The following is a 24,479-nucleotide window of genomic DNA, read 5'->3' as shown; positions in this document are numbered from 1 at the left end:
CAACAAGGCCGGCATGGCCGAGGTGATGGGCGCGGTGGATTACCTGGTTCACCACCCGGAGATCGAGCACGGCGACGTCAAGGTCGCCTTCACCCCCGACGAGGAGGTGGGGCACCTGGCGAAACTGCTGGACATCGGGAAGTTCGGGGCGGACTTCGCCTATACGCTCGACGGCGGCCCCATCGGCGAGGTGTGCTACGAGAACTTCAACGCGGCGAACGCGTCGGTGCGGATCAAGGGCCGGGCGGTGCACCCGGGAACGGCCAAGGGCATGATGCTGAGCGCGGTGACGATGGGGCACGAGTTCCTGTCGCTCTTCCCGCCCGCGGAGACACCCGCGGCCACGGAGCGGTACGAGGGGTTCTACCACTGCACGCGCTTCGACGCGAGGACCGAGGCCGCCGAGCTGTACTTCATCATCCGCGACCATGACGCGAAACGGTTCGCGGAGCGCAAGGCCTTCATGGAGAGGGCCGTGAAGTGGATGCAGGACAGGTACGGCGCGGACCGGTTCGAGCTGGAGATGAAGGATCAGTACTACAACATGGCCGACAAGATGGCCGGGAGCATGCACATCGCGGAGACGGCGATGGAGGCGATGCGGGAGCTGGGCATCGAGCCGTTCATCATCCCGATGCGCGGCGGCACGGACGGTGCGGCGCTCTCCTGGCGCGGGCTCCTGACCCCCAACCTCTTCACGGGCGGCCACAACTACCACGGCCGCTTCGAGTTCATCCCGGTGCAGGCGATGGAGAAGGCCACCGCGATGGTGCTGAAGATCCTGGAGCTGTACGTGAGAAAAAGCGCGTGATCCCGCCGGACGAAAAGTGGTACAATGTTCGGGTGAGCAGCTCGGGTAGCCGCCGCGGCTTTCGGGCCGCGGAGGAAAGTCCGGGCTCCGCAGGGCAGGATGCCGGGTAACGCCCGGTCGGCGCGAGCCGAAGGAAAGTGCCACAGAAAACAGACCGCCCCTCGCCGGGGTAAGGGTGAAAAGGCGGGGTAAGAGCCTGCCGGATACGGCGTAAGCCGTGTGCCTGGCAAACCCCATCCGGAGCAAGACCGAATAGGGGGGGATGAGGCGGCCCGCCGACCCCCGGGTACGGTCGCTCGAGGGCCTCCGCGAGGAGTCTCCCAGATAAATGGTTACCGTGTACAGAACCCGGCTTATGAGCTGCTCGCTATTTTCGATTCACAGTATTGCAGGCCCTTCGCGGACAAGAGCGCGGAGGGCTTGTGTCTATATGGCCGCGAGGCTTCGTCGGCATATCGAGGGGGGCTTCGTCCTTTGGATAAGACGGATTTTTATGATTGGCAGCTGGAGGCCTTCGACCGGATCGAGGGGCGCAGCGCCGTGCTCTCGGCCCCGACGGGGTCGGGAAAGACCTTGGTGGCCTACCTCTGGGCGGGGCTTCTGGACCGGGAGGGGCAGGTGTGCTGGCCGGACGCACGACGGGTCGTCTTCACCGCCCCCATCAAGGCCCTGAGCAACGAGCGCTATATGGACCTGCGGCGGATGGGGCTGGACGTGGGGATCGAGACGGGCGACTTCAAACGGAACGAGGGGGCCCGCATCATCTGTTGCACGCAGGAGATCTACACCATGAAGTATGCGGACCAGCCCGGCCAGAAGCTCATCGTGGACGAGTTCCACTACATCTTCAGCGACCCCGACCGCGCGCGGACCTACATCGATGGAATACGCGCCACGCACCCCGAGACGCCCATCCTGGTGATGTCCGCTACGCTCGGCGGAGTCCGGTCCGTGGGGCGCTACCTCTCGGAGATCTGCTCCCGCGACTTCGTCATCCACGAGAGCAAAAAGAGGACGACCCGCCTCATCTTCACCCCCGAAAACCCCATGACGGTGGGCGGCGTCCACGATGCCCTGATCTTTCTGTTCTCCCAGAAGGGGGCGTCCGACCTGGCCTTCGCGGTCGCGCGGACGCGCCCGCACCTTCCCCGGGAGGCGCGGGAGAGGCTGAACGAGCTGGCCGGGATCCTGGAGGTGCCGAAGATCGCTCCCCCTCTGCTGAGCGGGGTCGGGATCTATCATGGGGGCATGTTCCCCAAGGAAAAGCTCCTGGTGGAGTCGGCGTTCCGCGAGCGCATCCTGGATGTCGTCTGCGGGACGAACGCCCTGGCCCTGGGGGTCAACCTGCCCGCTCAGTACGTCGTCTTTGCCCAGCTGGTGCAGTACCATCACGACGAGCCCATATCGAAGAACGAATTTCTCCAGATGGCGGGCCGCGCGGGGCGCAAGGGGCTGTTCGACCCCGGGTTCGTGACCTGGCTCAAGGCGTCGCCCTTCGAGCGGAGGGGGTTCGACACCGGGAAGGTGTTCCGGGATCTGGTGGACTCCCCCTCCGAGCCGGCGGTGGTGACGCTTCATCCCTCCTATGGACGCCTGCTGCGTCGTCAGGCCCTGCCGGAGGTGGAGGCGGAGTACATCGCCGAGTACTCGCTGCCGACGGCGGACGCCCATATCGTCCTGGAGATGCTCCGGGCGGGGATGCGCAAGATCGACCGGGTGGTGCGCAAAATGGTGCACGGGACGGACCGCGCGCGTTTCCGCACGATCCTCGCGGAGATATGGTACGACGAGATGGACATCGACGAGAACCTGGAGATGGCCCTGCTGTTCTTCGAGGAGGCGACGCCGAGCGCGCTGATGGCCGCGCAGATGGTCCTGCCCTTCGAGCGCAACTATCTCCAGGCCCTGCTGAAGGTCAAGCGCTTCGCCAACCGCCTGCCCAAGGGCCGCCGCTTCCGCGGGCTCGACGACCTGAACCGGACGGTGGACGAGATCGACCCCACGATCTACGGGTTCGAGGAAAAGATCGGCGAGATCGAGACCAGCCGCTGACGCTTGAGGAACCGAGTTGAGGGACCGAGTGAAGAAAGGGCCGGAGCCGGAGGAGCTCCGGCCCTTTGAAGTTTCCTCCACGGGCGGACTGCGGGGAATGCCGCCCTCCCATCAGCCCGTCAGGGGCGTCGGTATGGGGCCCTTACGGGGCCTGTGCGAACCTCCCGGCCGGCGGTTCCGATTCCCGTCATTGGGCGTTTATCTCCCTCTCAGGCGCGTCAGGCGCGAGGCCAGGTTCTCCGCCCCTCGAAGGAGGCGGACGAGAGGGCTCTCCCGGAAGGCGATGGCCCGGACGGGACACATCTCGTGGCAGCAGTAGCAGCGGATGCATCTCCGATAGTTGAAGCGCAGGGTCCGGTCGGCATGTTTCAGGGCCCCCGCGGCGCAAACGGCCTCGCATCGCCCGCAGCCGATGCAGAGCGAGGGGACGTGGATCGGTCGGGAGGTCAGGGCCCGTTCCCAGAGGCGGGCGAAGGGGAGCCGGGGCAGGAGCCTCAGGCTGCGCGGGGCGGGGATGTCGGTTCCCGGGAAGGTGTGGGACGAGGGGAAATCCCCGGCGAGCGTGCTCCCGTTCGGGGCGCACTGCGGGAGCCCCCTTTTTTTCGCGGCCAGCCACAGGGGAAAGTCCTCCAGGCTGGCTCCCATCATCCTGCACAGCTGAAAATCCAGGGCCAGGGCGTCCTCGGCCGCGGCGACGACGCCGTAAGGGAAGGGCCGGCCGCTTGTCGGTCCCGCGCCGTCCATGCCGACGATCCCGTCCAGAATCGTCAGGGCCGGTGCGATCCCGGCCCTGAGGTCCAGAAGGAGTCCGGCGAATCGCTCGCGGCTCAGCCCCACGTCGTAGTGCCAGGAGGCCTTGCGCCGGCCGACGATGCAGCCGAAAAGGTTTTTGACGCCCAGGGTCAGGAGCATCTGCCCGTGCGTCTTCATCTTTGGAAGGTTGATGACGGTGTCGGCCTCGAGGACCAGGCGGGAGACCTCGATTCTGCGGAAGAGGGCGTCCGGCGCGGGCGGAAGGGGGACGGGGTCCGTGAGCTCGACGCAGGGGATCCCCAGCTCCCGGGCCACATCCATGAATCCCGCCCTCTCGGCCGCGGGGACGAAGGCGTCGATCCCCGGGCTGTCCGCGATGAAAGGCCGGCCCCCGGCTGAGAGGACCTGCCGGGCCACGGCCCGCACGATCTCGGGGTCCGTTGTGACGCGCCGCTCGGGCGGGTGTCCCGCCACCAGGTTGACCTTGAGCAGGACGCGGCTTCCGGGCCGGACAAACCGGCCGATGCCCCCGAAGTACCCGAAGACGGCCCGGATGGCCGAGTCGACCCCGGCCGCGTCGTAGCCGCTGCGGCTGAGAAGCAGCAAGTCGCCCGAACGGGACATCACTGCCGGGCCGCTTCTCAGGCCCCGTCTCGATCCCGGGTGCCCGACTCCCGTTCGGATTGCCGATCGAGCCGGGTGTTCCGGAAGTAGAGGGCCGTCTCGGTCCCCACGAGGATGAAATTGATGGCGTAGGGGATGAGCAGGAAACCCTGAAAGCCGTCCACCAGGTACACCTTCGCGATTCCGGCCGTGTATCCCAGCAGGATCACCGTGAGGAACCCAAGGCTCTTGCCCCTGGCCGTGCGCGCCCTCCAGGACTTGAGGATCGACAGAGGCCAGGCGGCTCCAAAGCAGATCAGCATCAGCGTCTCCAGCAGATGAACCCAGTTCAAGACGGACATGCCCCTTTCGCAGAAAGATAAGGAATGGATACGGGGGTTCTTCACGCGTTTTTCATCATAGCACATCGCCCCCGCGCGAAAACGGGGGAACTGATATGTTTTTTTGTCGATATTCGGGGTTTCTGCGTTAAACTGTGAAGGACGGCGGATACGTTCCGGCGTAATCCCAACTGTGAAAGCGGAGGCCCTTTCGTGCACGCATTCGATTATTCTTTTGACCTCGAGGGGTACATCACGAAAGAACGTTTTGCACGGCTGAAGGAGTTTGCCTCGGACAAGGAGACCCCTTTCGTGGTGCTCTCGCGGGACGTCGTGGGCAGAAAATATGACGGGCTTCGAAGGTCCATGCCCTACGCGGACATCTACTATGCGATCAAGGCCAACCCCGACGCGGCGATCCTCGAACTGCTGATCGAAAAGGGGAGCTGCTTCGACATCGCATCCGTCTACGAACTGGATTGGATGCTGAAACTGGGGGCCTCTCCGGAGCGCCTGAGCTACGGCAACACCATCAAAAAAGCCCGGGATATCCGCTACGCCTACGACAGGGGCGTTCGCCTCTTCGCCTCCGACTCCGAGGGGGATGTCCGCAAGCTGGCCGAAAACGCGCCCGGAAGCGGCGTCTTTTTCCGTATCCTTGCGGACGGCAGCGGGGCGGACTGGCCCCTGTCCCGCAAGTTCGGGGCCCAGCCCGAGGTGGTCTTCGACGCGATCCTGCTGGCGAGGGAACTCGGGCTGAGGCCGAGGGGCGTCTCCTTCCACGTGGGGTCCCAGCAGAAGGACGTGACCCAGTGGCGTGTGGCGATCAAAACCTGCCGGGCGCTCTTCGACGCCGCGGCCCAACGGGGGATCGAGCTGGACCTGATCAACATGGGCGGGGGGCTGCCGGCGCATTATTTCCATCCGATCGAGGAGACCTACGTCTATGCGGCCGAGATCACGGACTACCTGCGGGAGTTCTTCGGCAACGATTTCCCCAGGATCATCGTCGAGCCGGGGCGCTATATGGCGGGCGACGCCGGGGTGCTCGTGGCGGAGGTCGTCATGGTCTCCTGCAAGGAGCGGGAGGGCGGGGTCCCCTGGCTTTACCTGGATGTCGGCAAGTTCGGCGGCCTTATCGAGACGATCGACGAGAGCCTGCGCTATCCGGTCTACTCCGAGCGCACGGGGGAGAGCCGCGACTACATCCTGGCGGGGCCGACCTGCGACAGCATGGACGTGCTCTACGAGAAAAACCTCGTTCGGCTTCCCGCCGACGTGCGCGAGGGCGACAGGCTCTATCTCTTCACGACGGGAGCCTATACGCAGACCTACAGTGCGGTGTTCTTCAACGGTTTCCCGCCCTTGAAGTCCTACGTTCTCGATTGACGGAAAGAGGGGCGGCGCTCCACGGGGGGCCGAGCGGACGCCGGGCTAGAAGTAAAAGCCCATCCAGCGCACCAGCCAGGGGTACATCTTTCTGATGGAGGCGGGGTTGACGCTGTACACGATGAAGGCGCCCATAGCCATGGCGAAGGGGAGTACGGACAGGAAGAACCCCCGGTAGCGGTCGGCCTTCGCCATGCGGGAGAGCGCGAACTCGCAGCAGAAGAGGCCGGTGAGGTAATATTGAATCCGGCCGGTGGTCATGCCGCGGGTGTAGGCCCTGCAGTAGAGCACGCACCAGGCCGACCAGCCCGTCAGGAGCCAGGTCAGGGCCAGGGAGAGGATAATCTGGAAGAGCAGGGACAGGGGAGCCCCGAGGAAGCCCATTCCTCCGCTCCCGCCGTGGAGTTCCTCCAGCGCGTCGCAGAGGGGATGGAGGGACGGCATGATGTAGCGCGGGAACACATATGAGGCGATCCAGGTGATTAAGATGAGCCAGCCGGCGAATTCGAGATAGTTCAGCATAACGTATCCTCCCTCAGAAAACAGGTTGTCCTGTTTGAGATCCCCATCGGGGCCGCGGTTCCGGCGCGGTGGGGGCGAAACATCGCAGGAAAGGAGGTGAGACGCCATGGATATATCAGGAGACGTCGCAAGGTACTCCATGGAGATGGCTGCCGCGCGGGTGAGCTCCGCGGTGCAGGTGTCGGTGCTGAGGAACGTCATGGACCTTCAGCAGGCGACGATGACCCAGCTTCTGCAGTCGATGGGTATGGGCAGGGCGCTGGATCTTCAGGCGTGATTCGGTTCCGGATCCGAGCGAGCCGATTGGGGACGGGAGGGAGCGGTACTGCCGCCTCCCCCGTCCGCGGCTCAGGCGTCCTCCACCAGCGGCTTGCTGTAGGCGTACTCCGCATCCCATGGAAAGAGGATCCATGTGTCCTGGGAGACCTCCGTGATGAAGGTGTCCACGAAGGGACGCCCCTCGGGCTTTGCGTAGACCGTGGCGAAGCAGGCGTTGGGAAGGAGGGCGCGCACGACCTGCGCCGTTTTGCCCGTGTCCACGAGGTCGTCGACGATGAGCCAGTTCCTGCCCCCGTCCTCGGTGGTGATTCCCTTCAGGATGTTGGGCCTGCCCTGGGTCCTGAGAGTGTAGCTCGAGATGCAGACGGTATCGACCAGCCTGATGCCCAGCTCCCGTGCGACGATCGCCGTTGGGACCAGTCCCCCCCGGGCGATCCCCACGATGCGCTCCCATCTTCCCATCCCGTGGAGCCTTTCCGCCAGGGACTTGCAGTCCTGATGGATCTTCTCCCATGAGATGGAATACGTCTTGCAGTAGCGGTCCTCGGACCCCATAGCGATCCCTCCGTCGTCTTCCTTGTCCTACTTTATTATATCGTCCCGCCGACGGCTTCGGGCTGTGCCCTTTGCAAGAATCACGGCATGAGAAGCCCCGTTCGTGTCCTCCTGTTTCTCGCACCCTCCGGACAGAGGTTTGTCCTTTGTTTCCGATTACGGTAGAATACACGGACGGAGGAAACGAGACCGCAGGGTCGCGGCGGCGCAGGTGGAGCGAAGGAGGGGCTCAGGCCCGAAGCGCGCTCCCGGGGAGACATAAAAAACAAACGGAATCCCGAAGGATTCCGCACCGATTCTCTTTTGTCCCGTCCCCGCAGATCAGGCTGCCGAGGCTGCCCTTTTGACGAAGCCGGACTTGAGGCACTTCGTGCACACGCGGACCTTGAAGGTGGAGCCGTCGCCCGCATCGATCCGGACGCTCTGAAGATTGACCAGCCAACGACGACGCGTGTGCCGGTTGGAATGGCTGACCGCGTTCCCCGTCACGGGGCCGCGTCCGCAGCACTGACAGACCTTTGCCATTGTAGTTTCCCTCCATTTTTTCTTCGACTCGAACGGGGATGGGCCCCTTGCCCTCTCCTCGCCGAGAGATCGCTTCACATTTTTGCCTCAGGATTTTATCATATTTTTTTCAAAAGGAAAAATGTCCGGGGGCTGGACTTGAGGAATCCGAACGAGGAGGGGGTCGATGGGTTGGAGCCTGTATCCGCGCGGCGGAGATAAGGGATGCGGGACGGCATGTAGGGGTATGGACCGGAAGGCTGGGAGGGGAAGGACCGATGTCGTTTGGCGATAATCTGGAGCGGTTGGATGAGATCCTGAGGCGTCTCGAGTCCGAGCCGATGCCTCTGGACGAGGCGCTCGAGGTCTTCGAGCGCGGGGTCTCCCTGGTTCGGGAGAGCCAAGGGATTCTGGAGCGGGCGGAGCAGAGGGTGACGCTCCTGACCCGGGCCGGCGAGGAGCCCTTCGAGGGGGCCGCCGGAGGTGAGGATGAAAAAGTTGAAAACTAAAAATTGAAAATTTGACTCTTGGGGCATTTTTTGTTCGTCTTGTGCTATTCTGTAACAGATGCTGCGGTTTTGTGAGCGCGTGGGTTCGGGTAGATATCTTTGTGCGTCGTTGCATGGTTTTCAAGCTTTATCCGCTTCCTTTGCCGATAAAAAATGTGTGGAGGTGTCTGGTATGTCGGTTACGAGAAGGACGGCTACGAATGTACTGCTGGATACGGCACTGAAGAATTTCTATGGTGCTGCGGAGGAGATGGGGCTCGACGACAAGCTCATCTCGATCCTGAGCAACTCCGAGCGCAGGCTCGAGGTCTCCGTGCCCGTGGAGATGGACGACGGTTCCGTCCAGGTTTTCAAGGGCTACAGGGTGCAGCATTCCACCGCCCTCGGCCCGGCCAAGGGCGGCATTCGCTTCCATCCCGACGTGGACGTGGACGAGTGCGAGGCTCTGGCCATGCTCATGACCTGGAAGTGTTCGCTGGCCGGCATCCCCTATGGCGGCGGCAAGGGCGGGGTCTGCTGCGATCCCCTGGTCCTCTCCAAGAAGGAGAAGGAGCGCGTGTCCCGCACCTTTGCGGCCCGCATCGCGCCGATCATCGGGACCTGGCAGGATGTGCCCGCCCCGGACCTCAACACGGGAGGCCAGGAGATGGTGTGGTTCAGCGACACCCTCACCAAGATGCGCGGTCAGCTGGAGCCGGGCGTGTTTACGGGCAAGCCGATCCCATACTGGGGCTCCAGGGGGCGCAACGAGGCCACGGGCCGCGGCGTCGCTACCTGCGGCCTCGAGCTGATGAAGGTCCTGGGCAAGAACCCGGAGGGCATTCGGGCGGCCATCCAGGGGTTCGGCAACGTCGGCAGCTACACGGCGAAGACGCTGGCGGAGGCCGGGGTCAAGGTCGTCGCCATCAGCGACATCACGGGGTCCTATTACTCCCCGAAGGGCATCGACCTGAAGAAGGCCTTCGAGCAGATCTCCTCGCACCCCAAGAAATTGCTGGAGGGGTTCACCTGCGACGGCTGCGAGAAGCTGGGGGTCTCGGACGTCCTGTTCGTGGACTGCGACTTCCTGTTCCCCTGCGCGCTCGACGGCGTCCTGAACGACAAGACGGCGGACAAGGTGAAGGCCAAGTACCTCGTCGAGGGCGCCAACGGCCCCGTCACCCCCGAGGGGGACAAGATCCTCTCGGACAAGGGCGTCACGCTCGTCCCCGACTTCCTGGCCAACTCGGGCGGGGTCATCGGCTCCTACTTCGAGTGGGCGCAGAACCTCCAGGGCTTCTTCTGGACGGAGGAGGAGTACAACAACCGCCTGATCCACATCATGAAGGGCAACTTCAAGCTCGTCTGGGACTACGCCCAGGCCAAGAACGTCAAGATGCGCCGCGCCGCTTTCATGGCTGCCATCCAGCGCGTCGCCGACGTCGAGGCGCTGCGCGGCATCTTCCTGTAGGGTGGCTCTCCCTGCTTTGAGGAGGCAGCTTTCGTGAAGGACAGGGTGCTTTCAGCAATCGAAGGGCTTTGCGGCGAGATGGTCGAGGCCCTGAGCCGAATCTGCCGCATTCCCGCCGTCTCCCCCCATAACGGGGGGACGGGGGAGGAGGAGAAGGCCAGGGAGATCGAGCGTCTCGTCGCGGAGCTGGGACTGGGCGCCGTCACATGGCAGAGGGTCGAGGACGAAAGGTCCGCGACGGGGAACCGGCCTTCTCTGTTCCTGGAGTTGCCGGGGAAGCAGCGGCGTCGGCTCTGCATCCTGACTCATGTCGATATCGTTCCCGAGGGGGATCGGTCGCTCTGGACGATCGACCCCTATCGGCCCGTCGTCAAGGGCTCCCGTCTCTATGGACGCGGGGTCAGCGACAATGGGATGACCCTTATCGCCTCGCTCTATGCGCTCAAGGCGCTCGTCGCATCCGGCGCCGAGCCGGAGTTCTCCGTGTGCCTCGTCTTTGCCGCGGACGAGGAGATGGGGAGCGGTTTCGGCCTGAAGCCCCTGCTGGAACGGGGGCTTTTCCGCCCGGACGACCTGGTGATCGCTCCGGACGGCGGCAACGACGCGGGGGATTTCGTCGAGATATCCGAGAAGGCCAGCCTCAAGCTCGCCTTTACCGTGACGGGCCGCCAGGCTCATGCCAGCCTGCCCAATACGGGGCTGAACGCCTGCCGTGCGGCCAACATCCTGGCCGTGGAGGTGGACGAGGCCCTGCACAAGGCGTTCCCGGACGAGGACCCGCTTTTCGATCCTCCCGTCTCGACCTTCGAGCCGACCCGCCGCTTCGCCAACGTCCCCAACACGAACACGGTCCCCGGCAAGGAGCGGTTCGAGTTCGACTGCCGCGTCCTTCCCTCCGTCTCCCTGGACGAGGTGCTCGAGGTCGTGGAACGGGTGCGGAAGGACGTGGCGGACCGGACCGGCGCCGCGATCGACCTCGATGTCGGCCGAAGCGATGCGGCCGTTCCCACCTCTCCCGACAGCGACATCGTCCGCCTGCTCTGCGGCGCCGTTCGTGAGGTGCTCGGGGTGGAGCCGAGGACCGGGGGGATCGGAGGGGGCACGTTTGCGGCGTTCTTCCGCAGGAAGGGCATTCCTGCGGTCGTCTGGCAGCAGGAATGTGCCGGCGTGGCCCATCAGCCCGACGAGTACACGGAGATCGACTACCTCGTCAACAACGCAAAGGTCTTCGCTTTGATGATGCTGGGCGGGCTTTGATCCGAAAATCTTCTGCATTCCTGCCGAAAGTGGCGTGCCGGAGAGGGGGAAGAGGATTTCTCCCTCCCCGGCATGTTGTTTTCCAGGGGGCGCTTTGGCTTTCCCGGTATGGTACGGAAAAATCTCGTCTGCTCTGGTAAAAAAACGTTTCAGGCGCTACAATTTTCATCATGGGTCCATCGTGTACTTCCCCTCCGGAGGAGAGGTCCGGGGGGAGGCGTAGGCCCGACCGAAGCCCCATGGGGGTTCATATCGAGATGGGGCGGAAACGCGGATGAAAATAGGGCGCTGATCTCGCCGGCGGCGAGGGGCGACTGATGTTTCGGCCTCCCGAGGAGGTTTGACGATGTTCGGAACGGATATAGGAATCGATTTGGGCACGGCGACGATCCTGATCTTCGAGAAGAGGCGCGGGGTCGTGCTGAGGGAGCCCTCGGTCGTGGCCGTCGATCAGGATACCGGCAACATCCTGGCCGTGGGATACGAGGCCAAGAACATGGTGGGACGCACGCCGGGCAGTATCGTCTCCGTCCGCCCGCTCAGGGACGGCGTCATCGCGAATTACTCGATGACCGAGGCGATGCTCCAGCACTTCATGCGGCGCGTCACGCGCGGCTGGCAGCGTTTCTTCCGGAACAGGGCGATGATCTGCGTCCCGTCCGGCGCTACGGACGTGGAGCGCAGGGCCGTCCTCGAGGCGGCGCTGGAGGTCGGGGCCAAGGAGGCCTACCTCATCGAGGAGCCCATGGCCGCGGCCATCGGGGCCAACCTCAACGTCGAGGAGGCCCGGGGCAAGATGGTCGTCGACGTCGGCGGCGGAACGGCGGATATCGCGGTGATCTCTCTTGGGGGGGTCGTCGTGTCCAAGTCGCTCCGGATCGGGGGGGACAAGTTCGACGAGGGGATCATGCGTTACCTCCGGCGCCAGTACAACCTCGCGATCGGCGAACAGACGGCCGAGAACCTCAAGATCATGATCGGCACCTGCACCCCGCTGGACGAGGAACAGCGCATGGTCATCAAGGGCCGGGACCTCGTTCAGGGGCTGCCGCGGCAGATAGAGGTCTCCAGCTCGGCCGTCAACATGGCGATAGGGGAGATGGTTCAGACCCTGGTCGATGGAGTGCGCAACGTCCTGGAGCTAACGCCGCCGGAGCTTTCGGCCGATATCATAGACAGGGGCATCGTCCTCACCGGGGGAGGCTCCCTGCTGAGGGGGCTGCCCGAGCTGATCTCGCAGCAGACGGGGATCAACTGCTTTACGGCGGAGAACCCGATGGAGTGCGTGGCCCTGGGCACGGGCAGAGCGCTGGCGGCCATCGACAAGCTGACGGGGGCGGGACGCAACAGCGTCCTGGTGAACGTCAAAAAGGGACGCAGGCGTCGCTGACCTCCGCCGGCCCCTTTGAAATTCAAGGGGGTCGGCGGAGGCTGGCTAAAGAAAGCGGTTTGGCTCCACCTTTTCGAAGGGGCGTGATTTTTTGCACAGAGGGCTTTATGCGGCATGCTCCGCGATGCTGGTTCAGGAGACGCACCTGGACGTCGTGACGAACAACCTGGCGAACGCGGACACGCTCGGCTTCCGTCGCCGCATCCCCGTCAACGAGGAGTTCAGCGCGCATCTGGACCGCCTCGAAAAGGTATCGGAGGACGACGAGCGGAAGATCGTGACCGTCCCCCCGTTCACGATGAACTGGAAGGGGAAGCGGACGATCGGGACCCTGGCCCTGGCGAACGTCTTTTCGGAGAGCGCCATGGACACGACGCCGGGCGTCGTCCGCGTGACGGACAATCCGCTGGACCTTCTTATCGACGGGCCGGGCTTCTTTGCCGTCCAGGACGGGGCGGGGAACACCTTCTATACGCGCCAGGGCAGCTTTGCCCTGAGCGACGACGGCGTCATCGTCACTCAGGATGGAATGGCCCTCCAGGGCGACGGCGGGGACATCGAGGTGGGGACGGCCACCCGCCTGACCGTCAATCCCGGCGGCCAGGTCTACGCGGATGGGGCGCTCGTGGGGACGATCCCGCTCTATACCTTCGAGCGGCCGACCTATCTGAAGCAGGTGGGCCGGAACCTCCTGGCGCCCAACGGCGCTTCGGGGCCGGCAGCCGAGGTCGAGGACGTCCGGCTTGTCGGGGGGGCGCTCGAACGGTCCAACGTCAGCGTCGTCGAGGAGATGGTCCGCATGATCGAGGCCCAGCGGGCGTATGAGGGCGCCTCGAAGGCCCTGATGGCGCACGACGAGCAGACGGGCAAGCTGATTACGGCCTACGGCAGGGGCTAAATTCCCTTTCGCGTTAGGGGGAGGACTTATCGCATGTTGAGATCTCTTTGGTCCAGCGCTTCGGGCATGATCGCCCAGCAGACCCATCTCGATGTCGTCTCGCACAACCTCGCGAACGTCAATACCCAGGGGTACAAGAAGCGGAGAGCCGACTTCGAGGACCTGCTCTATCAGGTCAACCGGGAGCCCGGGACGCCGGTCGAGCCGAACTCCATGGTGCCTACGGGCGTGCAGGTGGGCCTGGGCACCCGGGTCATCGCGACCCCCAGCTTCATGACCCAGGGAAACTTCCAGATCACGGAGAACCCCCTGGACTGGGCGATCGCCGGCAAGACGATGGCGGGGGAGAACGCCTATTTCCAGGTGACGCAGACGGACGGGACGATCGCCTACACCCGCGCCGGGGCATGGGATGTGGATGCGGACGGGCAGATCGTAAACCACGACGGCCTGCTGCTCGAGCCCGCGATGATCATCCCCCGGGAGGCCACGTCCATCCAGCTGAGCCGGGACGGCGTCGTATCCGTCAAGATGCCCGGGCAGACGGAGCTTCAGGAGGTCGGGCAGCTGGAGCTGGCGCGCTTCATCAATCCGGCGGGGCTCCGGGCCGAGGGGGACAGGCTGTTCGTGGAGACGGAGGCCAGCGGCCCCCCCATCCTGGCGCAGCCCGGCACGGACGGGATGCCCGAGGTGCGGCAGGGCGTCCTGGAGATGTCCAACGTCCAGGTCGTCGAGGAGATGGTGGAGATGATCGTGGCCCAACGGGCGTACGAGGCCAACTCCAAGGGCGTCCAGACGGCGGACGACCTGCTGAGGATCGCCAACGGCCTGAAGCGTTAGGGCGATGAGACCCTTGGATTGTGTGCGGCGGAGGATACTCCGCCTTTTTTTTATAGCGCTCGCCTGTTCCGCGCTGATCCCGGCCTCCGGCGCCTCGGGCGCGGAGCGGCTCGTCCGCATCGATATCCCCCCCTCCGTCCAGGTGGACGGCACTGCCTTCGCGCTGGGGGATATCGCGTGGATCTCCGGCCCCGACGGGGTTCGGGATGTTCTGAGCCCCCTGATCCTGTCGGTCGAGGAGGGGGACGTCGTCACCCGGGAGCAGGTGATCCGGGCGGTCGAGGCCAGCGGGCTCGAGGGCGTCCGTCTGGAGGTTCGGATGCCCGACAGGGTGCGGGTCGAGGCGTCCGGATCGGACGGGACGCCGAGGGGGGAGGGGGGCGGGCGTTTCGCCTCTGACGAATCCCTCGTATCTGTGATAAAATCACTTGCAGCATGGGATGGCGATGTCGAGGTCTCCCACGCGGGCCCCGTTCCCGAGGGGCGGCTCGTCTCGCCGGGCTCCCTGGTCCCGGGGACCGCGGCCGCCACGCTGCGTTTCCGCGATGGGGCGGGGCGCGAACGTTCCCTGGCCGTCCGCATGGTCTGGACCCGGGACGTCCTCGTCATGGCGAGGTCCGTGCCCAGAGGACAGCCCCTGACCGCGGACGATTTCGTGACGCGCCCCATGCGCATCGCGAAGCCCGGCGTCTACGCGGTGCAGCTCTCCCAGGCCGTGGGGCGCACGTCCCGCAGGCCTCTGCCTCAGGGGAAGCCCGTGCCGCTGGAGTTCCTGTCCGAGCCCCCCGCGGCGGAGAAGGGCAGGACCGTCCTGATCGTCGTGCGTCGGGGGGGGCTTGTGGCGACGGCCAAGGGCGTTCTGCTGGACGACGGGATCGCGGGCGCCGTCGTGAGGGTACGTCGGGCGGACGACAAAAAGGTCGTCCTCAGGGCCCGGGTCTTGGATAGCGAAACCGTGGAGGTGGATGTTCCGTGAATGCCTCGAGAGAACGGGCGGGTTTGATTTTGTTCTGTCTCTGCCTTTGCGCTGCGGCGTGGGGGATCGGGAGGGCGGAGGCCGTCTCCCTCTGGGACGACAGGACGAACTGGACGGCGGACGAGCGCCCCGGCAGGGTGGGAGACATCGTCACGGTGCTGGTCAACGAGCGGACCGACGCCAAGGACGAGGCGACGATGGACGTCAAGAAGTCCTCGAAGAACTCCGTCAGCGACGGAACGGGGATTCTGAGGTTCATCAGGAGCCTTGGGCTGACGAGCGACAACAGCAGCAAGGGCGACGGCTCCGTCGAGCGCAAGCATCACGCGAAGGCGACGGTCGCGTGCCTGGTCACGGACGTGCTCCCCAACGGAAATCTGCTCATCGAGGGGACGCGCGACGTCCGGACCAGCGAGGAGACGCTGCAGTTCCAGCTGATCGGCGTGATCCGCCCTCAGGACGTCAACAGCAACAACCAGATCCGGAGCGAATTGATCGCGAACGCCGAGCTGGCGGTCAAGGGCAAGGGGGCCATCTCCCGGACCCAGAAGCCGGGGATCATCACCCAGATCCTTCAGATGGTCTTCTGAGGGCTGCAATGTTCATGCCGTTCGACAGCGCGTTTCACGGGAAGAGGAGGGACTCTCTCGGGATGAGGGGCATGAGGATGGTCCGCGCCGTGTGGGGAATCGCCCTGGGGCTCGTTCCGGTCCTTTGCGGCATGGCCTCCGCGGCGGTGGACCTTCGGGATATGGACTTCGGCCGGGTCCATCCTCAGGTGCGCATCAAGGACGTCGTGGAGATCGAGGGCGCGCGCGAAAACCAGCTGACGGGCGTGGGGCTCGTGACGGGGCTCGCGGGGACGGGGGACAAGTCCTCCATGGCCGTGCAGATGATGCGCAACATGATGCGCAACTTCGGGGTGACCCTGGACGAGAAGGCGGCCCGGACCAAGAACGTCGCGGTGGTATCCCTGACCGCGACGCTGCCGCCCTATTCCCGTCCCGGCCAGGCCATAGACGTCAGCGTCAACGCGATGGGCGATGCCAAGAGCCTTCAGGGCGGGACGCTGATGCAGGCCCCGCTGAAGGCGGCGGACGGGAAGGTCTATGCCGTCGCCCAGGGGGCCGTGCTCGTGGGGGGGTATGCGGCGGCCGGTTCCGCCGCCTCCACGACGAAGAACATCCCGACGTCGGGGCTCATCCCATCGGGGGCGATCGTGGAGCGCGACGTACCCGCGGATTACGCCGTTGGCGGCCAGCTGGCGCTGCTGCTTCGAGACCCCGACTTCACGACGGCGCAGCGCATCACGGACACGATCAACCGGCAGTTCGGGGCGGTGGCCTATCCCGTGGACGCGGGGCGGGTCGTGGTGAACCTTCCGGGGCAGTACCTCGCGGCGCCGACGGCCTTCCTGGCGAACATGGAGAAGCTGGAGATCGCGCCGGACAGCCCGGCGCGCGTGGCCGTCAACGAACGGACCGGGACCGTGGTGATGGGGGGCAACGTCCGCATCAGCTCGGTGGCCGTGGCGCACGGCGGGCTCACGGTGACCGTGAAGGAGGACCCGAACGTCGTGCAGCCCGGGCCCTTCAGCGGCGGCGAGACCCGGACGGAGCGCAGGACGGACATCACGGTGGACGAGGACGGCGCCAGCATGATCGCGATGCCCGCGACGACGACGGTACGGGACCTCGTTCGGGTCATGAACTCCATCGGGGCGACGCCCCGGGACATCATCGAGATCCTCCAGGCGATCGACAGGGCCGGGGCCCTGCACGGCGAACTGGTGAACATGTGAGCGGACGACCGGCTCTTGGGGGCCGACGGCCCCGAATGCCGCGTAAAAGGTGGAATGGACGATGATCGACCCCATAAGCAAGTACAATTTTCGCGCCTCCGAGACGCAGGTTCCCCCGGAGGTCCATAAGACGCCGGAGGCCCTGAAGCTGAAGGACGCCTGCCAGCAGTTCGAGTCCATACTCTGGGCGCAGGTCTGGAAGAAGATGCGCGACAGCGCCCGTGCGGTCAGCGGCTCCGATCGGGACCGTCCGTGGAAGCAGATGGAGGACCTCTCGCTGGAGATGGCCACGGACGACCTGGCGGCCAGCGACAATGGGCCGGGGCTCTGGAGGATGCTCTACGATCGGATGGTCGGCAGCCTGGCGGCTCGCGATGAGTCCGTCTCGGCCGAGGAGCTTTCCGAGGAAGGGCCGGCGCGGGTGTCGTCACGGCCGTGAGGCCCGTGTGGTGGGAGCGGGGCGTTCGTTTTTCCTGCGTCGGGTGCGGCCGCTGCTGCCGGGGCGAGCCCGGCGCGATTTTTTTCTCGCCCGCCGAGGGCGAACGGGTCTGCGCGCTCCTCTCCATGGACGAGGGAACCTTTCGGAGGCGCTTCGTCACCCTGCGCTGGGGGCGCCCCAGCTTCATCGAACGCCCGAACGGCGACTGCATTTTTTATCGGGCCGAGGAGGCCCGGTGCTCCATCTACGGCGTCCGTCCCTCTCAGTGCCGCCTCTTTCCCTTCTGGACCGAGGTGATGCGGTCGGAGGAAAGCTGGGCTTCCTATGCGAAAAGCTGCCCCGGCATGAACGACGGCCGCCTCTATTCGGCCTCCGAGATCGAGGCGCTGCTCCGCGAGGACGCGGCGCAGCGGGTCTGAGGCGCAGGCGGCAGAATTTTTCCGAACAAGAAATCCGAAGGGGGAGCTTTCCGAAGGGAGGGGCCCGATGCGGTGCGGCAGCCTGTTTGACCCTGTCGTCCTGGGGGAGGCGGAGTTTCTGGAGATCCTGGAGACCTTCGATATCCCAGGGGATGGGGAGGTTGGGAAAAGTGCCTTGGGGCCGCGTATCGAGCGCATCGTGTCCGAGGGGCACGTCTCCCCCGAGGGCTTCTGGTACGATCAGGACGAGCCCGAGTGGGTGGCTCTGCTCCAGGGGACTGCGGAGCTGGAGTTCGAGGACGGCCGGCGGCATCCCATGGGGGCTGGGGATTGGCTGACGATCCCCGCCCGCGAGCGGCACCGCGTGGCGTACACCTCGTCCGCCCCGCCCTGCGTCTGGCTCGCCGTCTTCGGTGCGGGCTCTCCCGAGACGGCCGGTGTCGATTTGGAGGAGAAGGAGGGGACGTCTTGAGGCGGATTTATGGTGGGGTCACGGCCTCCCTGCTGCTTGCGGCGGTATTTTTCCTTGCGGGGCCGCAGGGCCCGGGGCTCGCCGTCGGCGCGGGGCCCGCGGAGGCCGTCGTCCGTGAGGGGGCCATCGAGGGGCGGCCGGGGTTCTCCTTTCGGAATCTGATCTACAAATGGGGCCATCTGTTCGTGGATATCGTGAACGGGACGCAGCGGAACGTCTCCTTTGGGGGCACGATGCTCTTTCTGGACCGTTACGGAAAGACCGTGGCCAGGGCGGAGCTGCTCCCCGCAAAGGTCAAGCGGAGGTCCTTCAGGCGCTACAGGGGGCGGTTCGTAGAGGGCAGCGGCGAGGAGGCGTCCAAGGCCGTGCGCCTTATGTGGCTCTTCGAGTTGAGGAACGAGTGATGGGCCGGCTCTTGGCGAGGACAGCTTTTGCCATGAAGAGGATGACGTGGTTTTGTGCGCTCCTTCTCCTCTGTCTTGTTCCGGTGCGGTCGTCCTTTGCGGCGCCCGACAGCGCGGAGGCGTTCATGTCCGCCACCTTCGGGCTCTCCTCGAAGCGGACGCAGCTCCGCATGGAGCGCAGCGGGGCCGAGGCGTCCGGGTTCATCCGCGACGGGCAGCTCTCCATGGAGGGGCTCTTCGAGGGGCGTCCCGCCGTATTCGTCTTTGGTTTCCATGCGAAGAAGGGGCTGAATTACAAGGCCGTCTACCTGGCGAGCACGGGGGGCGGCGACGAGGACAAGGCCCTTTACGACGCGCTGCGTCGGGCCTACACCGCCCGCTTCGGCAGGACAAAGGAGGCGCTCCTGCCCAATACCTGGGCGGAGGGTCGACTTTTGCTGCGCAACGTATGGGAGCCCGACCGCTATACGACGGTCGTGCTGTCCTACAACCCCGAGGCGACGAACCGCTTTCCCGGGAACTCGCCGGGCGCGCGGCCCATACACCTGATCTACCAATATTCCCGATGGGATAAGAAATGACGGAGGTCTTGCGGCGATGACGAGGAGGGGCTGTCCGTGTTGAGCTGTATGCGCTGTTCCCGGCAGTTCGGGGACAGGGCGATCGTCTGGCGCTGTCCCTGCGGGGGGACGCTGCGCCTGTCCGGGTATGGGGCCGCCCCCTCCGAGGGGCGGGGGATCTGGCGCTACCTTCGGGGCCTGCCGCTCGACGCCTCCCGCATCGTCTCGATGGGGGAGGGCGACACACCGCTGATCGAGCGCCGCGTCGGCGGCCGGGCCGCCTGGTTCAAGCTGGACTACCTGGCCCCGACGGGCTCTTATAAGGACCGGGGGATGTCGGTGCTGGTCAGCTGGCTGAGGTCGGCGGGGGTGGCGCACGTCGTGGAGGACTCCTCGGGCAACGCGGGGTCGTCCATGGCGGCCTACTGCGCGGCCGGCGGCATCGCCTGCGACGTCTACGTCCCGGACTACACGTCCTCGGGGAAGTGCGTGCAGATCGGGGCCTATGGGGCCAGGCTCGTCCGTGTGCCCGGCACCCGGGAGGACACGACGCGCGCGGCCGAGCGGGCGGGGCAGGAAAAGACCTCGTTTTACGCCAGCCACAACTGGAGCCCCTGGTTTCTGCATGGGGTCAAGACGTGGTTCCTGGAGGTCTTCGACTCGCTGCCCGAGGTGCGGAACGTCGTGGTCCCCGTGGGGCAGGGCAGCATCGCCCTGGGGGCCCGGCTGGCGATGGAGGACCTTCGGGCGGCGGGCCGCCTGGAGCGCCTGCCCCGTATCCTTGCGGTGCAGCCCGCGCACTGCGACCCCCTGGCCCGGGCCTTCGAGGCGGGGCTGGACGAGCCCGTCCGGATCGAGAAGAAGGAGACGGCGGCCGAGGGAATCGCCTCCGCGGAGCCAGTGCGCGGGGCCGAGGTGCTGAGGGCGGTCCGCGAGACGGGCGGCGGTTTTGTCGCCGTGTCGGAGGCGGAGATCTGGTCGGCTCACTCCGTCCTCTGTCGTGCCGGGCTGTACGTGGAGCCGACCTCCGCGGCCGCGGCCGCCGGGTGGGACAAACTTTGCGAGTCGGGCCGCATCGACGCGGCGGAGCCTACGGTGGTCTACCTCTCCGGCATCGGCCTGAAGGCGACGGACAAGATCGCGGGGCACGTGCACTGAGCCTCATGCGTCGGAGAGAACCATGGAATCGGCCCCGCCGGCCAAGCCGGCGGGGCCGATTGTTCGAGGAGCGTCGGGAGGCCGACGTTATTTGCCGATCTTCAGCGCGTGGTTCCTGGCGATCAGGTCGATGAAGACGAGGTCCTCGTCGCCGTCGTTGCGCAGCCCGTGGGACTCCCCGGGGCAGGCGATCGTGACGGATTTGGGCCCGACGACGGTCTCCCTGCCCTGACTGTCGGTGAAGACGCCCCGGCCGGAGAGGATGATGTAGGTGTCCTCGTTGTCGACGTGCGGATGCACGCCGATGCTGTCGCCCTTTTTCAGCGTCATGAGGCCTATTTCCTTGATGGCCTGATCGTCGGTGGCCGCTTCCCTCCGGAAGGCGAACCTGCCGTAGAGCGTGCCGATCCCCGTCTTGCCGGCCTTCTCGAAGAGCTTGTCCGCGGGGAATACCTGAGCCGTGGGGTTCCTGGTGATGGCCTCCAGGTTGGCCCCCGCGTTTTTGGCGATGATGTCGAGGAAGACGAGGTCCTCCGCGTAGAGGTTGGCCAGGCCGTGGGCCTGACCGGGGCGGGCGATGGTCATGTCCCCGGGCCCGACCACCCAGGCGTTGCCGTCGCCGTCGGTGAAGACCCCATGGCCGGAGACGATCAGATACGCGTCCTCGTTGTCCTTGTGCGTGTGGGTGCCGATGAACTCCCCGTGCCGCAGGGTCATCCATCCGATCTCCTTGATGGCGTCGTCCTCCAGGGCCGCGTCCCTCGTGAAGGCGAACTCGCCGTGAAGGGTCCCCTTCCCCCCGGCGACGTCCTGCTTGTCGAGCACGGTCAGCTGCTCCGCGGTATAGCACTGGCCATGCCTGGCGGGGGCCGCAGGGGCGGGGGCCGGACGGAACGAAATTCCCACCATACAAACGCATAAAGCCGCAAGGATCCTTTTCATGGAACGCCCTCCTCATATGTTCTGAATATCGAGAGTATACGTCCGCATTCGGCGAAACTCAAGGGAGGGGAAACGCCGGATAGTGTCCGTACGGGGCGATTTTTTATATGTTACCCGATCCTCTGAAACGGCACTGAGTTGTCTCGGAAGGCATTGCGGTTATTCCTCCTGCTCGCAAGGAGTGACATTTGCATGTCCTGCCCAGGTTATTTCTTCCCCCCGCTCATTTTTCATTTCCACATCTACTTTATATCTTTCGGGAGCATGAATATCTTGCTTTGCTTGAGTAGAGGGAAGACGTAAGAAGTACCAAAAAGGCGCGCCAAAAAACAATATTATAGAGTATAAATCAATTGCTGGGAAGCAAGTCGTATTAGAAGAGAGCACGACCTCTAAAATAGAACACATGCAAAAAAATGTTGTTGCTCCTGTAGGAATTATATTTGAATTTTTATTGGTGTTGTATTCAGATAAACTAAACACGGTTCCCAGATAAGAACCCGCAATGATAAGGGCTGTCATCTTGCTGAGTCTTGGATTTTCAGGTGAATCTCCTATAAGAAAGTAAAATACTAGCCCCCATGTGAGAACTAGAAGGATTACGTACCACAAAAAATCTTTTAGTGTGTGTTTTGACCGACATTCGGCCTTTGGGACAAGGGGGTCTTGGGAAGCAATACACAATAATATTCCTACTATAGTAGCGCTAAACAGTCGGGGTAAAGTGGAATTATTACAAACTTGATATCCACAACCCCATACCCAGACGCTCACAGAGCAGATGATGATAATAATGATGACACTCCAAAAGAATCTACTCCTGAATAGCCTACACAATAAGCCGCTCTTCCTGATGTCCATTATGTCTCATCCTCCTTTGGAGTCCCCGGCAAACCCTTAAGAGGCAAAACCACCCTCAAAAGGTCATAGTGCGGCTCTTCGGATAGTCTTCATATGGTGAACGGCTCCTCTGGTCGATAAGCCGTTCCCATTGTGATGCAAGCCCACGATGCTCTTCTTTAAACCTTGACCGGAACCCTTCTTTCCCCCTTTGGGGTCCTTGACGAGGGGACCACGACAAGAACACCACGAGAAGAACACGGACAAAAGAGGCGCGTCAAAAATAAAAAAATCCGCTCTTTCGAGCGGTTCTTAGACTCAATCGGCCTGAGCCGTATTTTCTTCTGGTGGCGGCAACTGGAGTCGAACCAGTGACACCGCGGGTATGAACCGCGTGCTCTAGCCATCTGAGCTATGCCGCCGAAATTGGTTGCGGGGGCAGGATTTGAACCTGCGACCTTCGGGTTATGAGCCCGACGAGCTTCCTGGCTGCTCCACCCCGCGATTTTCACCTTGTCGATTCCGGGCCAAACCTGTCCTGGTGCCGGACGCGGGACTCGAACCCGCACGGACCGAAGCCCCCAGGATTTTAAGTCCCGTGTGTCTACCTATTCCACCAGCCCGGCGACACTTGGCTATTATAGCATCTTTTCTCCGCGCGTCAAATAAGCGGGAGGCTCGAAAGCCCTTGCCTTCCCGATAATTTCGGAGTAGAATAAATAAGTTTTTACAGCCCTGCCTCTTTTGTAAGGAAAAGAGGCCACGAGACCACGGGGAGGAGGTGAAAGTCGTGCGGCATTACGAGATGCTGACCATCCTGAACGCCGAGATCGAGGAGCCGAAGGAGGAGGTCGAGAAGATCGAGGAAGTCGTGCGCAGTCTGGGAGGGGAGATGACCCAGACGGATGTATGGGGTAAGAAGAAGCTTGCCTATCCCATTCAGAAGAAGACCGAGGGGTTCTATGCGCTCTTCACGTTCGACCTGGAGCCCGCGCAGACGTTCGAGCTCAAGCGCGTCCTGGGACTGCGCCCGAACGTCTATCGCCAGATGATCATCCTTTTGGACGAATAGGGAGTGCGGAGCGATGGCCAGAGGATTCAATAAGGTCGTCCTGATGGGCAATCTGGCTCGGGATCCTGAGGTCCGGTATACGGTCGAGAAGCGTGCCTGGGCCCGATTTACCGTCGCCGTCGGCTATACTTGGAAGAACAAGAACGGGGAGTATCAGGACGCCACGGACTTCATTCCCGTGGTTGCCTGGGGTCCCTTGGCGGATCGGTGCGGACGCTACCTGAAGAAGGGGAGCGGCGTCCTGGTGGAGGGCAAGCTGCGGGTCCGCAGCTACGAGGCCCGCGACGGATCCGGCAAAAAATATTCCACGGAGGTGGAGGCCCTCGACGTCACCTTCGTCGGGAGCCGGAGAAGCTCCGAGGATGGGGCCTTCGCCCCTCAGGACCGGCGGCCCGAGTCCGGTTTTTCCGACGACGGAGATTTCGGCAAAAGCATAAGCGAGAAGGGGTTCGGCGACGAATTTCCGATGGACTTTGCCGAGATGGAAAGGGACGACAAGGATTCCGAGGCCGATATCCCCTTTTAGAGGGTGTGTTTGGCCCTTTTGTGAGGAAGATTTGGGTGCGTCGGTCCGGCGGGGGAGGTCCCGTGGGCCCGGCACTTCAGAGGAGGTTTCAGGATGAACGGAGAAAATAAACCGGCCCCCGGCGCCGACAGGCCCCGCGGGGGGATGCGCAGGGGCGGCCCCCGGCGGCGTCCGAAGTTCTGCTTCTACTGCGTGGAGAAGCAGGAGAAGGTCGACTACAAGGACGTTGAGAAGCTGCGCAAGTACATCAGCGAGCGGGGCAAGATCATTCCCCGCCGCGTTACCGGCAACTGCGCCAAGCATCAGCGCCTTTTGACGGAGGCCATCAAAAGGGCACGTTATATGGCTTTGCTGCCCTATTCTCTGGACTGATCGTTTTTCGGAGGGTTCCCTTCGGACGGGGCGGGCTGTTCCCGGACGCCGTCCGGGGACAGCTTGACTCAGGCTCCGCGGAAGGACAGTCTCAAACGCCAAGGGAGAAGCCGTTCAGGGCCTCTCCCTTTTTTCTCGGATTCGGAGGGATTATGGCAGAACCCGGAAAGTTTTGGGGAGTATCCCTGGCGCGGATGGTTTCGTTCGTCGTCCTTACGCTGGCGCTCTTCTCGGTCGGCTTTTTCGTCCCCATCCTGGGGTTTGGGGGCTTTCTGATGGTCCCTTTGCCTCTGGCCCTCCTCTGTCTCTTATACACATCTGACGCTGCCGACGACTAGTCGAGTG

The 24,479-nt window shown here is 64.0% G+C and carries 30 protein-coding genes, 3 tRNA genes and 1 other RNA gene; 24 read left to right on the top strand and 10 right to left on the bottom strand.

Annotated elements, in window-relative coordinates; genetic code table 11:
• From pepT to ABLA28_RS04110, 3 genes are all read left to right on the top strand, one after another.
• On the top strand, positions 1-811 hold an 811-nt coding region (pepT, locus tag ABLA28_RS04120; RefSeq protein ID WP_347712617.1), incomplete at its 5' end, for a peptidase T.
• Between the two features lie 33 nt (positions 812-844).
• Positions 845-1,182: RNase P RNA component class A (gene rnpB / locus ABLA28_RS04115), an RNA gene on the top strand.
• Positions 1,183-1,285: 103 nt separating this feature from the next.
• The gene (locus ABLA28_RS04110; protein WP_347712616.1) at positions 1,286-2,863 is read left to right on the top strand and encodes a DEAD/DEAH box helicase; all 1,578 of its coding nucleotides are present in this window, start codon (positions 1,286-1,288) and stop codon (positions 2,861-2,863) included.
• 198 nt (positions 2,864-3,061) lie between these two features.
• Here the strand turns inward: ABLA28_RS04110 and ABLA28_RS04105 are convergent, their stop codons facing one another.
• A complete protein-coding gene (locus ABLA28_RS04105; protein WP_347712615.1) occupies positions 3,062-4,240 on the bottom strand; it encodes a DUF362 domain-containing protein in 1,179 nt (392 codons plus the stop codon).
• Positions 4,241-4,257: 17 nt separating this feature from the next.
• Positions 4,258-4,581 (bottom strand): hypothetical protein, encoded by a 324-nt coding sequence (locus ABLA28_RS04100; RefSeq protein WP_299299548.1) that lies wholly within the window; start codon positions 4,579-4,581, stop codon positions 4,258-4,260.
• Between the two features lie 192 nt (positions 4,582-4,773).
• Between ABLA28_RS04100 and ABLA28_RS04095 the strand changes: the two genes are divergently transcribed.
• Positions 4,774-5,949, top strand: a complete 1,176-nt coding sequence (locus ABLA28_RS04095; protein WP_347712614.1) for a type III PLP-dependent enzyme — start codon at positions 4,774-4,776, stop codon at positions 5,947-5,949.
• Positions 5,950-5,994: 45 nt separating this feature from the next.
• Here the strand turns inward: ABLA28_RS04095 and ABLA28_RS04090 are convergent, their stop codons facing one another.
• Positions 5,995-6,471 carry a hypothetical protein gene (locus ABLA28_RS04090; protein ID WP_314717263.1) on the bottom strand — a complete coding sequence of 159 codons (477 nt, stop codon included), beginning with the start codon at positions 6,469-6,471 and terminating at the stop codon, positions 5,995-5,997.
• A 106-nt stretch (positions 6,472-6,577) separates the two neighbouring features.
• Between ABLA28_RS04090 and ABLA28_RS04085 the strand changes: the two genes are divergently transcribed.
• Positions 6,578-6,748 (top strand): YjfB family protein, encoded by a 171-nt coding sequence (locus ABLA28_RS04085; RefSeq protein ID WP_299302167.1) that lies wholly within the window; start codon positions 6,578-6,580, stop codon positions 6,746-6,748.
• 71 nt (positions 6,749-6,819) lie between these two features.
• On the opposite strand, the gene gpt is transcribed toward ABLA28_RS04085, so the two are convergent.
• Positions 6,820-7,305 carry a xanthine phosphoribosyltransferase gene (gpt, locus tag ABLA28_RS04080; RefSeq protein WP_299302169.1) on the bottom strand — a complete coding sequence of 162 codons (486 nt, stop codon included), beginning with the start codon at positions 7,303-7,305 and terminating at the stop codon, positions 6,820-6,822.
• Positions 7,306-7,626: 321 nt separating this feature from the next.
• Positions 7,627-7,830, bottom strand: coding sequence for a 50S ribosomal protein L28 (gene rpmB / locus ABLA28_RS04075; protein ID WP_314717260.1), 204 nt, complete (start codon positions 7,828-7,830; stop codon positions 7,627-7,629).
• A 257-nt stretch (positions 7,831-8,087) separates the two neighbouring features.
• Here rpmB and xseB point away from each other — a divergent pair, with 257 nt between their 5' ends.
• The 15 genes from xseB to ABLA28_RS04000 all read left to right on the top strand — a co-directional run bounded on the left by xseB (position 8,088) and on the right by ABLA28_RS04000 (position 20,382).
• Positions 8,088-8,318: an exodeoxyribonuclease VII small subunit gene (xseB, locus tag ABLA28_RS04070; protein ID WP_314717258.1), complete on the top strand. Its 231-nt coding sequence runs from the start codon at positions 8,088-8,090 to the stop codon at positions 8,316-8,318.
• A 172-nt stretch (positions 8,319-8,490) separates the two neighbouring features.
• Positions 8,491-9,768 (top strand): Glu/Leu/Phe/Val dehydrogenase, encoded by a 1,278-nt coding sequence (locus ABLA28_RS04065; RefSeq protein WP_314717257.1) that lies wholly within the window; start codon positions 8,491-8,493, stop codon positions 9,766-9,768.
• A 33-nt stretch (positions 9,769-9,801) separates the two neighbouring features.
• Positions 9,802-11,025 carry a M20 family metallo-hydrolase gene (locus ABLA28_RS04060; RefSeq protein WP_347712613.1) on the top strand — a complete coding sequence of 408 codons (1,224 nt, stop codon included), beginning with the start codon at positions 9,802-9,804 and terminating at the stop codon, positions 11,023-11,025.
• 346 nt (positions 11,026-11,371) lie between these two features.
• Positions 11,372-12,415, top strand: coding sequence for a rod shape-determining protein (locus ABLA28_RS04055; RefSeq protein ID WP_299300695.1), 1,044 nt, complete (start codon positions 11,372-11,374; stop codon positions 12,413-12,415).
• 91 nt (positions 12,416-12,506) lie between these two features.
• Positions 12,507-13,313: a flagellar hook-basal body protein gene (locus ABLA28_RS04050; protein ID WP_299300698.1), complete on the top strand. Its 807-nt coding sequence runs from the start codon at positions 12,507-12,509 to the stop codon at positions 13,311-13,313.
• A 33-nt stretch (positions 13,314-13,346) separates the two neighbouring features.
• The gene (gene flgG / locus ABLA28_RS04045) at positions 13,347-14,153 is read left to right on the top strand and encodes a flagellar basal-body rod protein FlgG (protein WP_299300701.1); all 807 of its coding nucleotides are present in this window, start codon (positions 13,347-13,349) and stop codon (positions 14,151-14,153) included.
• A 4-nt stretch (positions 14,154-14,157) separates the two neighbouring features.
• Entirely contained in the window at positions 14,158-15,129 is a 972-nt protein-coding gene (gene flgA / locus ABLA28_RS04040) for a flagellar basal body P-ring formation chaperone FlgA (protein WP_347712612.1), read from the top strand.
• The gene (locus ABLA28_RS04035; RefSeq protein WP_347712611.1) at positions 15,126-15,719 is read left to right on the top strand and encodes a flagellar basal body L-ring protein FlgH; all 594 of its coding nucleotides are present in this window, start codon (positions 15,126-15,128) and stop codon (positions 15,717-15,719) included. Before flgA ends, ABLA28_RS04035 begins: the two co-directional genes overlap by 4 nt.
• 62 nt (positions 15,720-15,781) lie before the next feature.
• Positions 15,782-16,930 carry a flagellar basal body P-ring protein FlgI gene (locus ABLA28_RS04030; RefSeq protein ID WP_347712610.1) on the top strand — a complete coding sequence of 383 codons (1,149 nt, stop codon included), beginning with the start codon at positions 15,782-15,784 and terminating at the stop codon, positions 16,928-16,930.
• 61 nt (positions 16,931-16,991) lie between these two features.
• The gene (locus ABLA28_RS04025) at positions 16,992-17,369 is read left to right on the top strand and encodes a hypothetical protein (RefSeq protein ID WP_299300713.1); all 378 of its coding nucleotides are present in this window, start codon (positions 16,992-16,994) and stop codon (positions 17,367-17,369) included.
• Positions 17,366-17,788 carry a YkgJ family cysteine cluster protein gene (locus ABLA28_RS04020; RefSeq protein WP_314719057.1) on the top strand — a complete coding sequence of 141 codons (423 nt, stop codon included), beginning with the start codon at positions 17,366-17,368 and terminating at the stop codon, positions 17,786-17,788. Before ABLA28_RS04025 ends, ABLA28_RS04020 begins: the two co-directional genes overlap by 4 nt.
• Positions 17,789-17,855: 67 nt before the next feature.
• Positions 17,856-18,260 carry a cupin domain-containing protein gene (locus ABLA28_RS04015; RefSeq protein ID WP_347712609.1) on the top strand — a complete coding sequence of 135 codons (405 nt, stop codon included), beginning with the start codon at positions 17,856-17,858 and terminating at the stop codon, positions 18,258-18,260.
• Positions 18,257-18,664 (top strand): hypothetical protein, encoded by a 408-nt coding sequence (locus ABLA28_RS04010; protein ID WP_347712608.1) that lies wholly within the window; start codon positions 18,257-18,259, stop codon positions 18,662-18,664. Before ABLA28_RS04015 ends, ABLA28_RS04010 begins: the two co-directional genes overlap by 4 nt.
• 32 nt (positions 18,665-18,696) lie before the next feature.
• Complete coding sequence (locus ABLA28_RS04005; RefSeq protein WP_347712607.1) at positions 18,697-19,245, top strand: hypothetical protein; 549 nt, start codon at positions 18,697-18,699, stop codon at positions 19,243-19,245.
• A gap of 36 nt (positions 19,246-19,281) precedes the next feature.
• Entirely contained in the window at positions 19,282-20,382 is a 1,101-nt protein-coding gene (locus ABLA28_RS04000; protein ID WP_347712606.1) for a threonine synthase, read from the top strand.
• Positions 20,383-20,469: 87 nt separating this feature from the next.
• On the opposite strand, the gene ABLA28_RS03995 is transcribed toward ABLA28_RS04000, so the two are convergent.
• The 5 genes from ABLA28_RS03995 to ABLA28_RS03975 form a co-directional block, all read right to left on the bottom strand.
• The gene (locus ABLA28_RS03995) at positions 20,470-21,324 is read right to left on the bottom strand and encodes a cupin domain-containing protein (protein ID WP_347712605.1); all 855 of its coding nucleotides are present in this window, start codon (positions 21,322-21,324) and stop codon (positions 20,470-20,472) included.
• Between the two features lie 159 nt (positions 21,325-21,483).
• Entirely contained in the window at positions 21,484-21,846 is a 363-nt protein-coding gene (locus ABLA28_RS03990; RefSeq protein ID WP_347712604.1) for a hypothetical protein, read from the bottom strand.
• 663 nt (positions 21,847-22,509) lie between these two features.
• Positions 22,510-22,586 (bottom strand) — tRNA-Met (locus tag ABLA28_RS03985).
• Positions 22,587-22,591: 5 nt separating this feature from the next.
• Positions 22,592-22,668 (bottom strand) — tRNA-Met (locus ABLA28_RS03980).
• Positions 22,669-22,703: 35 nt separating this feature from the next.
• Positions 22,704-22,790: transfer RNA gene (locus ABLA28_RS03975), tRNA-Leu, on the bottom strand.
• A gap of 164 nt (positions 22,791-22,954) precedes the next feature.
• On the opposite strand from ABLA28_RS03975, the gene rpsF reads away from it, so the two are divergent.
• The 4 genes from rpsF (at position 22,955) to ABLA28_RS03955 (ending at position 24,472) form a co-directional block, all read left to right on the top strand.
• On the top strand, positions 22,955-23,236 hold the full coding sequence (rpsF, locus tag ABLA28_RS03970; protein ID WP_314719304.1) for a 30S ribosomal protein S6: 282 nt from the start codon (positions 22,955-22,957) through the stop codon (positions 23,234-23,236).
• A 13-nt stretch (positions 23,237-23,249) separates the two neighbouring features.
• Complete coding sequence (gene ssb, locus ABLA28_RS03965) at positions 23,250-23,762, top strand: single-stranded DNA-binding protein (protein ID WP_299301287.1); 513 nt, start codon at positions 23,250-23,252, stop codon at positions 23,760-23,762.
• A 93-nt stretch (positions 23,763-23,855) separates the two neighbouring features.
• Positions 23,856-24,134, top strand: coding sequence for a 30S ribosomal protein S18 (gene rpsR, locus ABLA28_RS03960; protein WP_299301290.1), 279 nt, complete (start codon positions 23,856-23,858; stop codon positions 24,132-24,134).
• Positions 24,135-24,286: 152 nt separating this feature from the next.
• Positions 24,287-24,472, top strand: a complete 186-nt coding sequence (locus tag ABLA28_RS03955) for a hypothetical protein (RefSeq protein ID WP_347712603.1) — start codon at positions 24,287-24,289, stop codon at positions 24,470-24,472.
• Positions 24,473-24,479 lie beyond the last annotated feature (7 nt).

Origin of the sequence: uncultured Fretibacterium sp. (genome assembly GCF_963544685.1) — a bacterium.
Classification (GTDB): domain Bacteria; phylum Synergistota; class Synergistia; order Synergistales; family Aminobacteriaceae; genus CAJPSE01.
Note: the sequence above shows the minus strand (reverse complement) of the source record. Positions and strands in the feature narration are given on the sequence as shown.

Bases quoted from the DNA above. Each gene is read 5' to 3' on its own strand.
- ABLA28_RS04105 (WP_347712615.1), bottom strand. From the start codon at position 4,240: ATGTCCCGTTCGGGCGACTTGCTGCTTCTCAGCCGCAGCGGCTACGAC.
- ABLA28_RS04100 (WP_299299548.1), bottom strand. From the start codon at position 4,581: ATGTCCGTCTTGAACTGGGTTCATCTGCTGGAGACGCTGATGCTGATC.
- ABLA28_RS04090 (WP_314717263.1), bottom strand. From the start codon at position 6,471: ATGCTGAACTATCTCGAATTCGCCGGCTGGCTCATCTTAATCACCTGG.
- ABLA28_RS04085 (WP_299302167.1), top strand. From the start codon at position 6,578: ATGGATATATCAGGAGACGTCGCAAGGTACTCCATGGAGATGGCTGCC.
- gpt (WP_299302169.1), bottom strand. From the start codon at position 7,305: ATGGGGTCCGAGGACCGCTACTGCAAGACGTATTCCATCTCATGGGAG.
- rpmB (WP_314717260.1), bottom strand. From the start codon at position 7,830: ATGGCAAAGGTCTGTCAGTGCTGCGGACGCGGCCCCGTGACGGGGAAC.
- xseB (WP_314717258.1), top strand. From the start codon at position 8,088: ATGTCGTTTGGCGATAATCTGGAGCGGTTGGATGAGATCCTGAGGCGT.
- ABLA28_RS04065 (WP_314717257.1), top strand. From the start codon at position 8,491: ATGTCGGTTACGAGAAGGACGGCTACGAATGTACTGCTGGATACGGCA.
- ABLA28_RS04055 (WP_299300695.1), top strand. From the start codon at position 11,372: ATGTTCGGAACGGATATAGGAATCGATTTGGGCACGGCGACGATCCTG.
- flgG (WP_299300701.1), top strand. From the start codon at position 13,347: ATGTTGAGATCTCTTTGGTCCAGCGCTTCGGGCATGATCGCCCAGCAG.
- flgA (WP_347712612.1), top strand. From the start codon at position 14,158: ATGAGACCCTTGGATTGTGTGCGGCGGAGGATACTCCGCCTTTTTTTT.
- ABLA28_RS04030 (WP_347712610.1), top strand. From the start codon at position 15,782: ATGAGGGGCATGAGGATGGTCCGCGCCGTGTGGGGAATCGCCCTGGGG.
- ABLA28_RS04025 (WP_299300713.1), top strand. From the start codon at position 16,992: ATGATCGACCCCATAAGCAAGTACAATTTTCGCGCCTCCGAGACGCAG.
- ABLA28_RS04015 (WP_347712609.1), top strand. From the start codon at position 17,856: ATGCGGTGCGGCAGCCTGTTTGACCCTGTCGTCCTGGGGGAGGCGGAG.
- ABLA28_RS04005 (WP_347712607.1), top strand. From the start codon at position 18,697: ATGAAGAGGATGACGTGGTTTTGTGCGCTCCTTCTCCTCTGTCTTGTT.
- ABLA28_RS03995 (WP_347712605.1), bottom strand. From the start codon at position 21,324: ATGAAAAGGATCCTTGCGGCTTTATGCGTTTGTATGGTGGGAATTTCG.
- ABLA28_RS03990 (WP_347712604.1), bottom strand. From the start codon at position 21,846: ATGACAGCCCTTATCATTGCGGGTTCTTATCTGGGAACCGTGTTTAGT.
- ssb (WP_299301287.1), top strand. From the start codon at position 23,250: ATGGCCAGAGGATTCAATAAGGTCGTCCTGATGGGCAATCTGGCTCGG.
- rpsR (WP_299301290.1), top strand. From the start codon at position 23,856: ATGAACGGAGAAAATAAACCGGCCCCCGGCGCCGACAGGCCCCGCGGG.
- ABLA28_RS03955 (WP_347712603.1), top strand. From the start codon at position 24,287: ATGGCAGAACCCGGAAAGTTTTGGGGAGTATCCCTGGCGCGGATGGTT.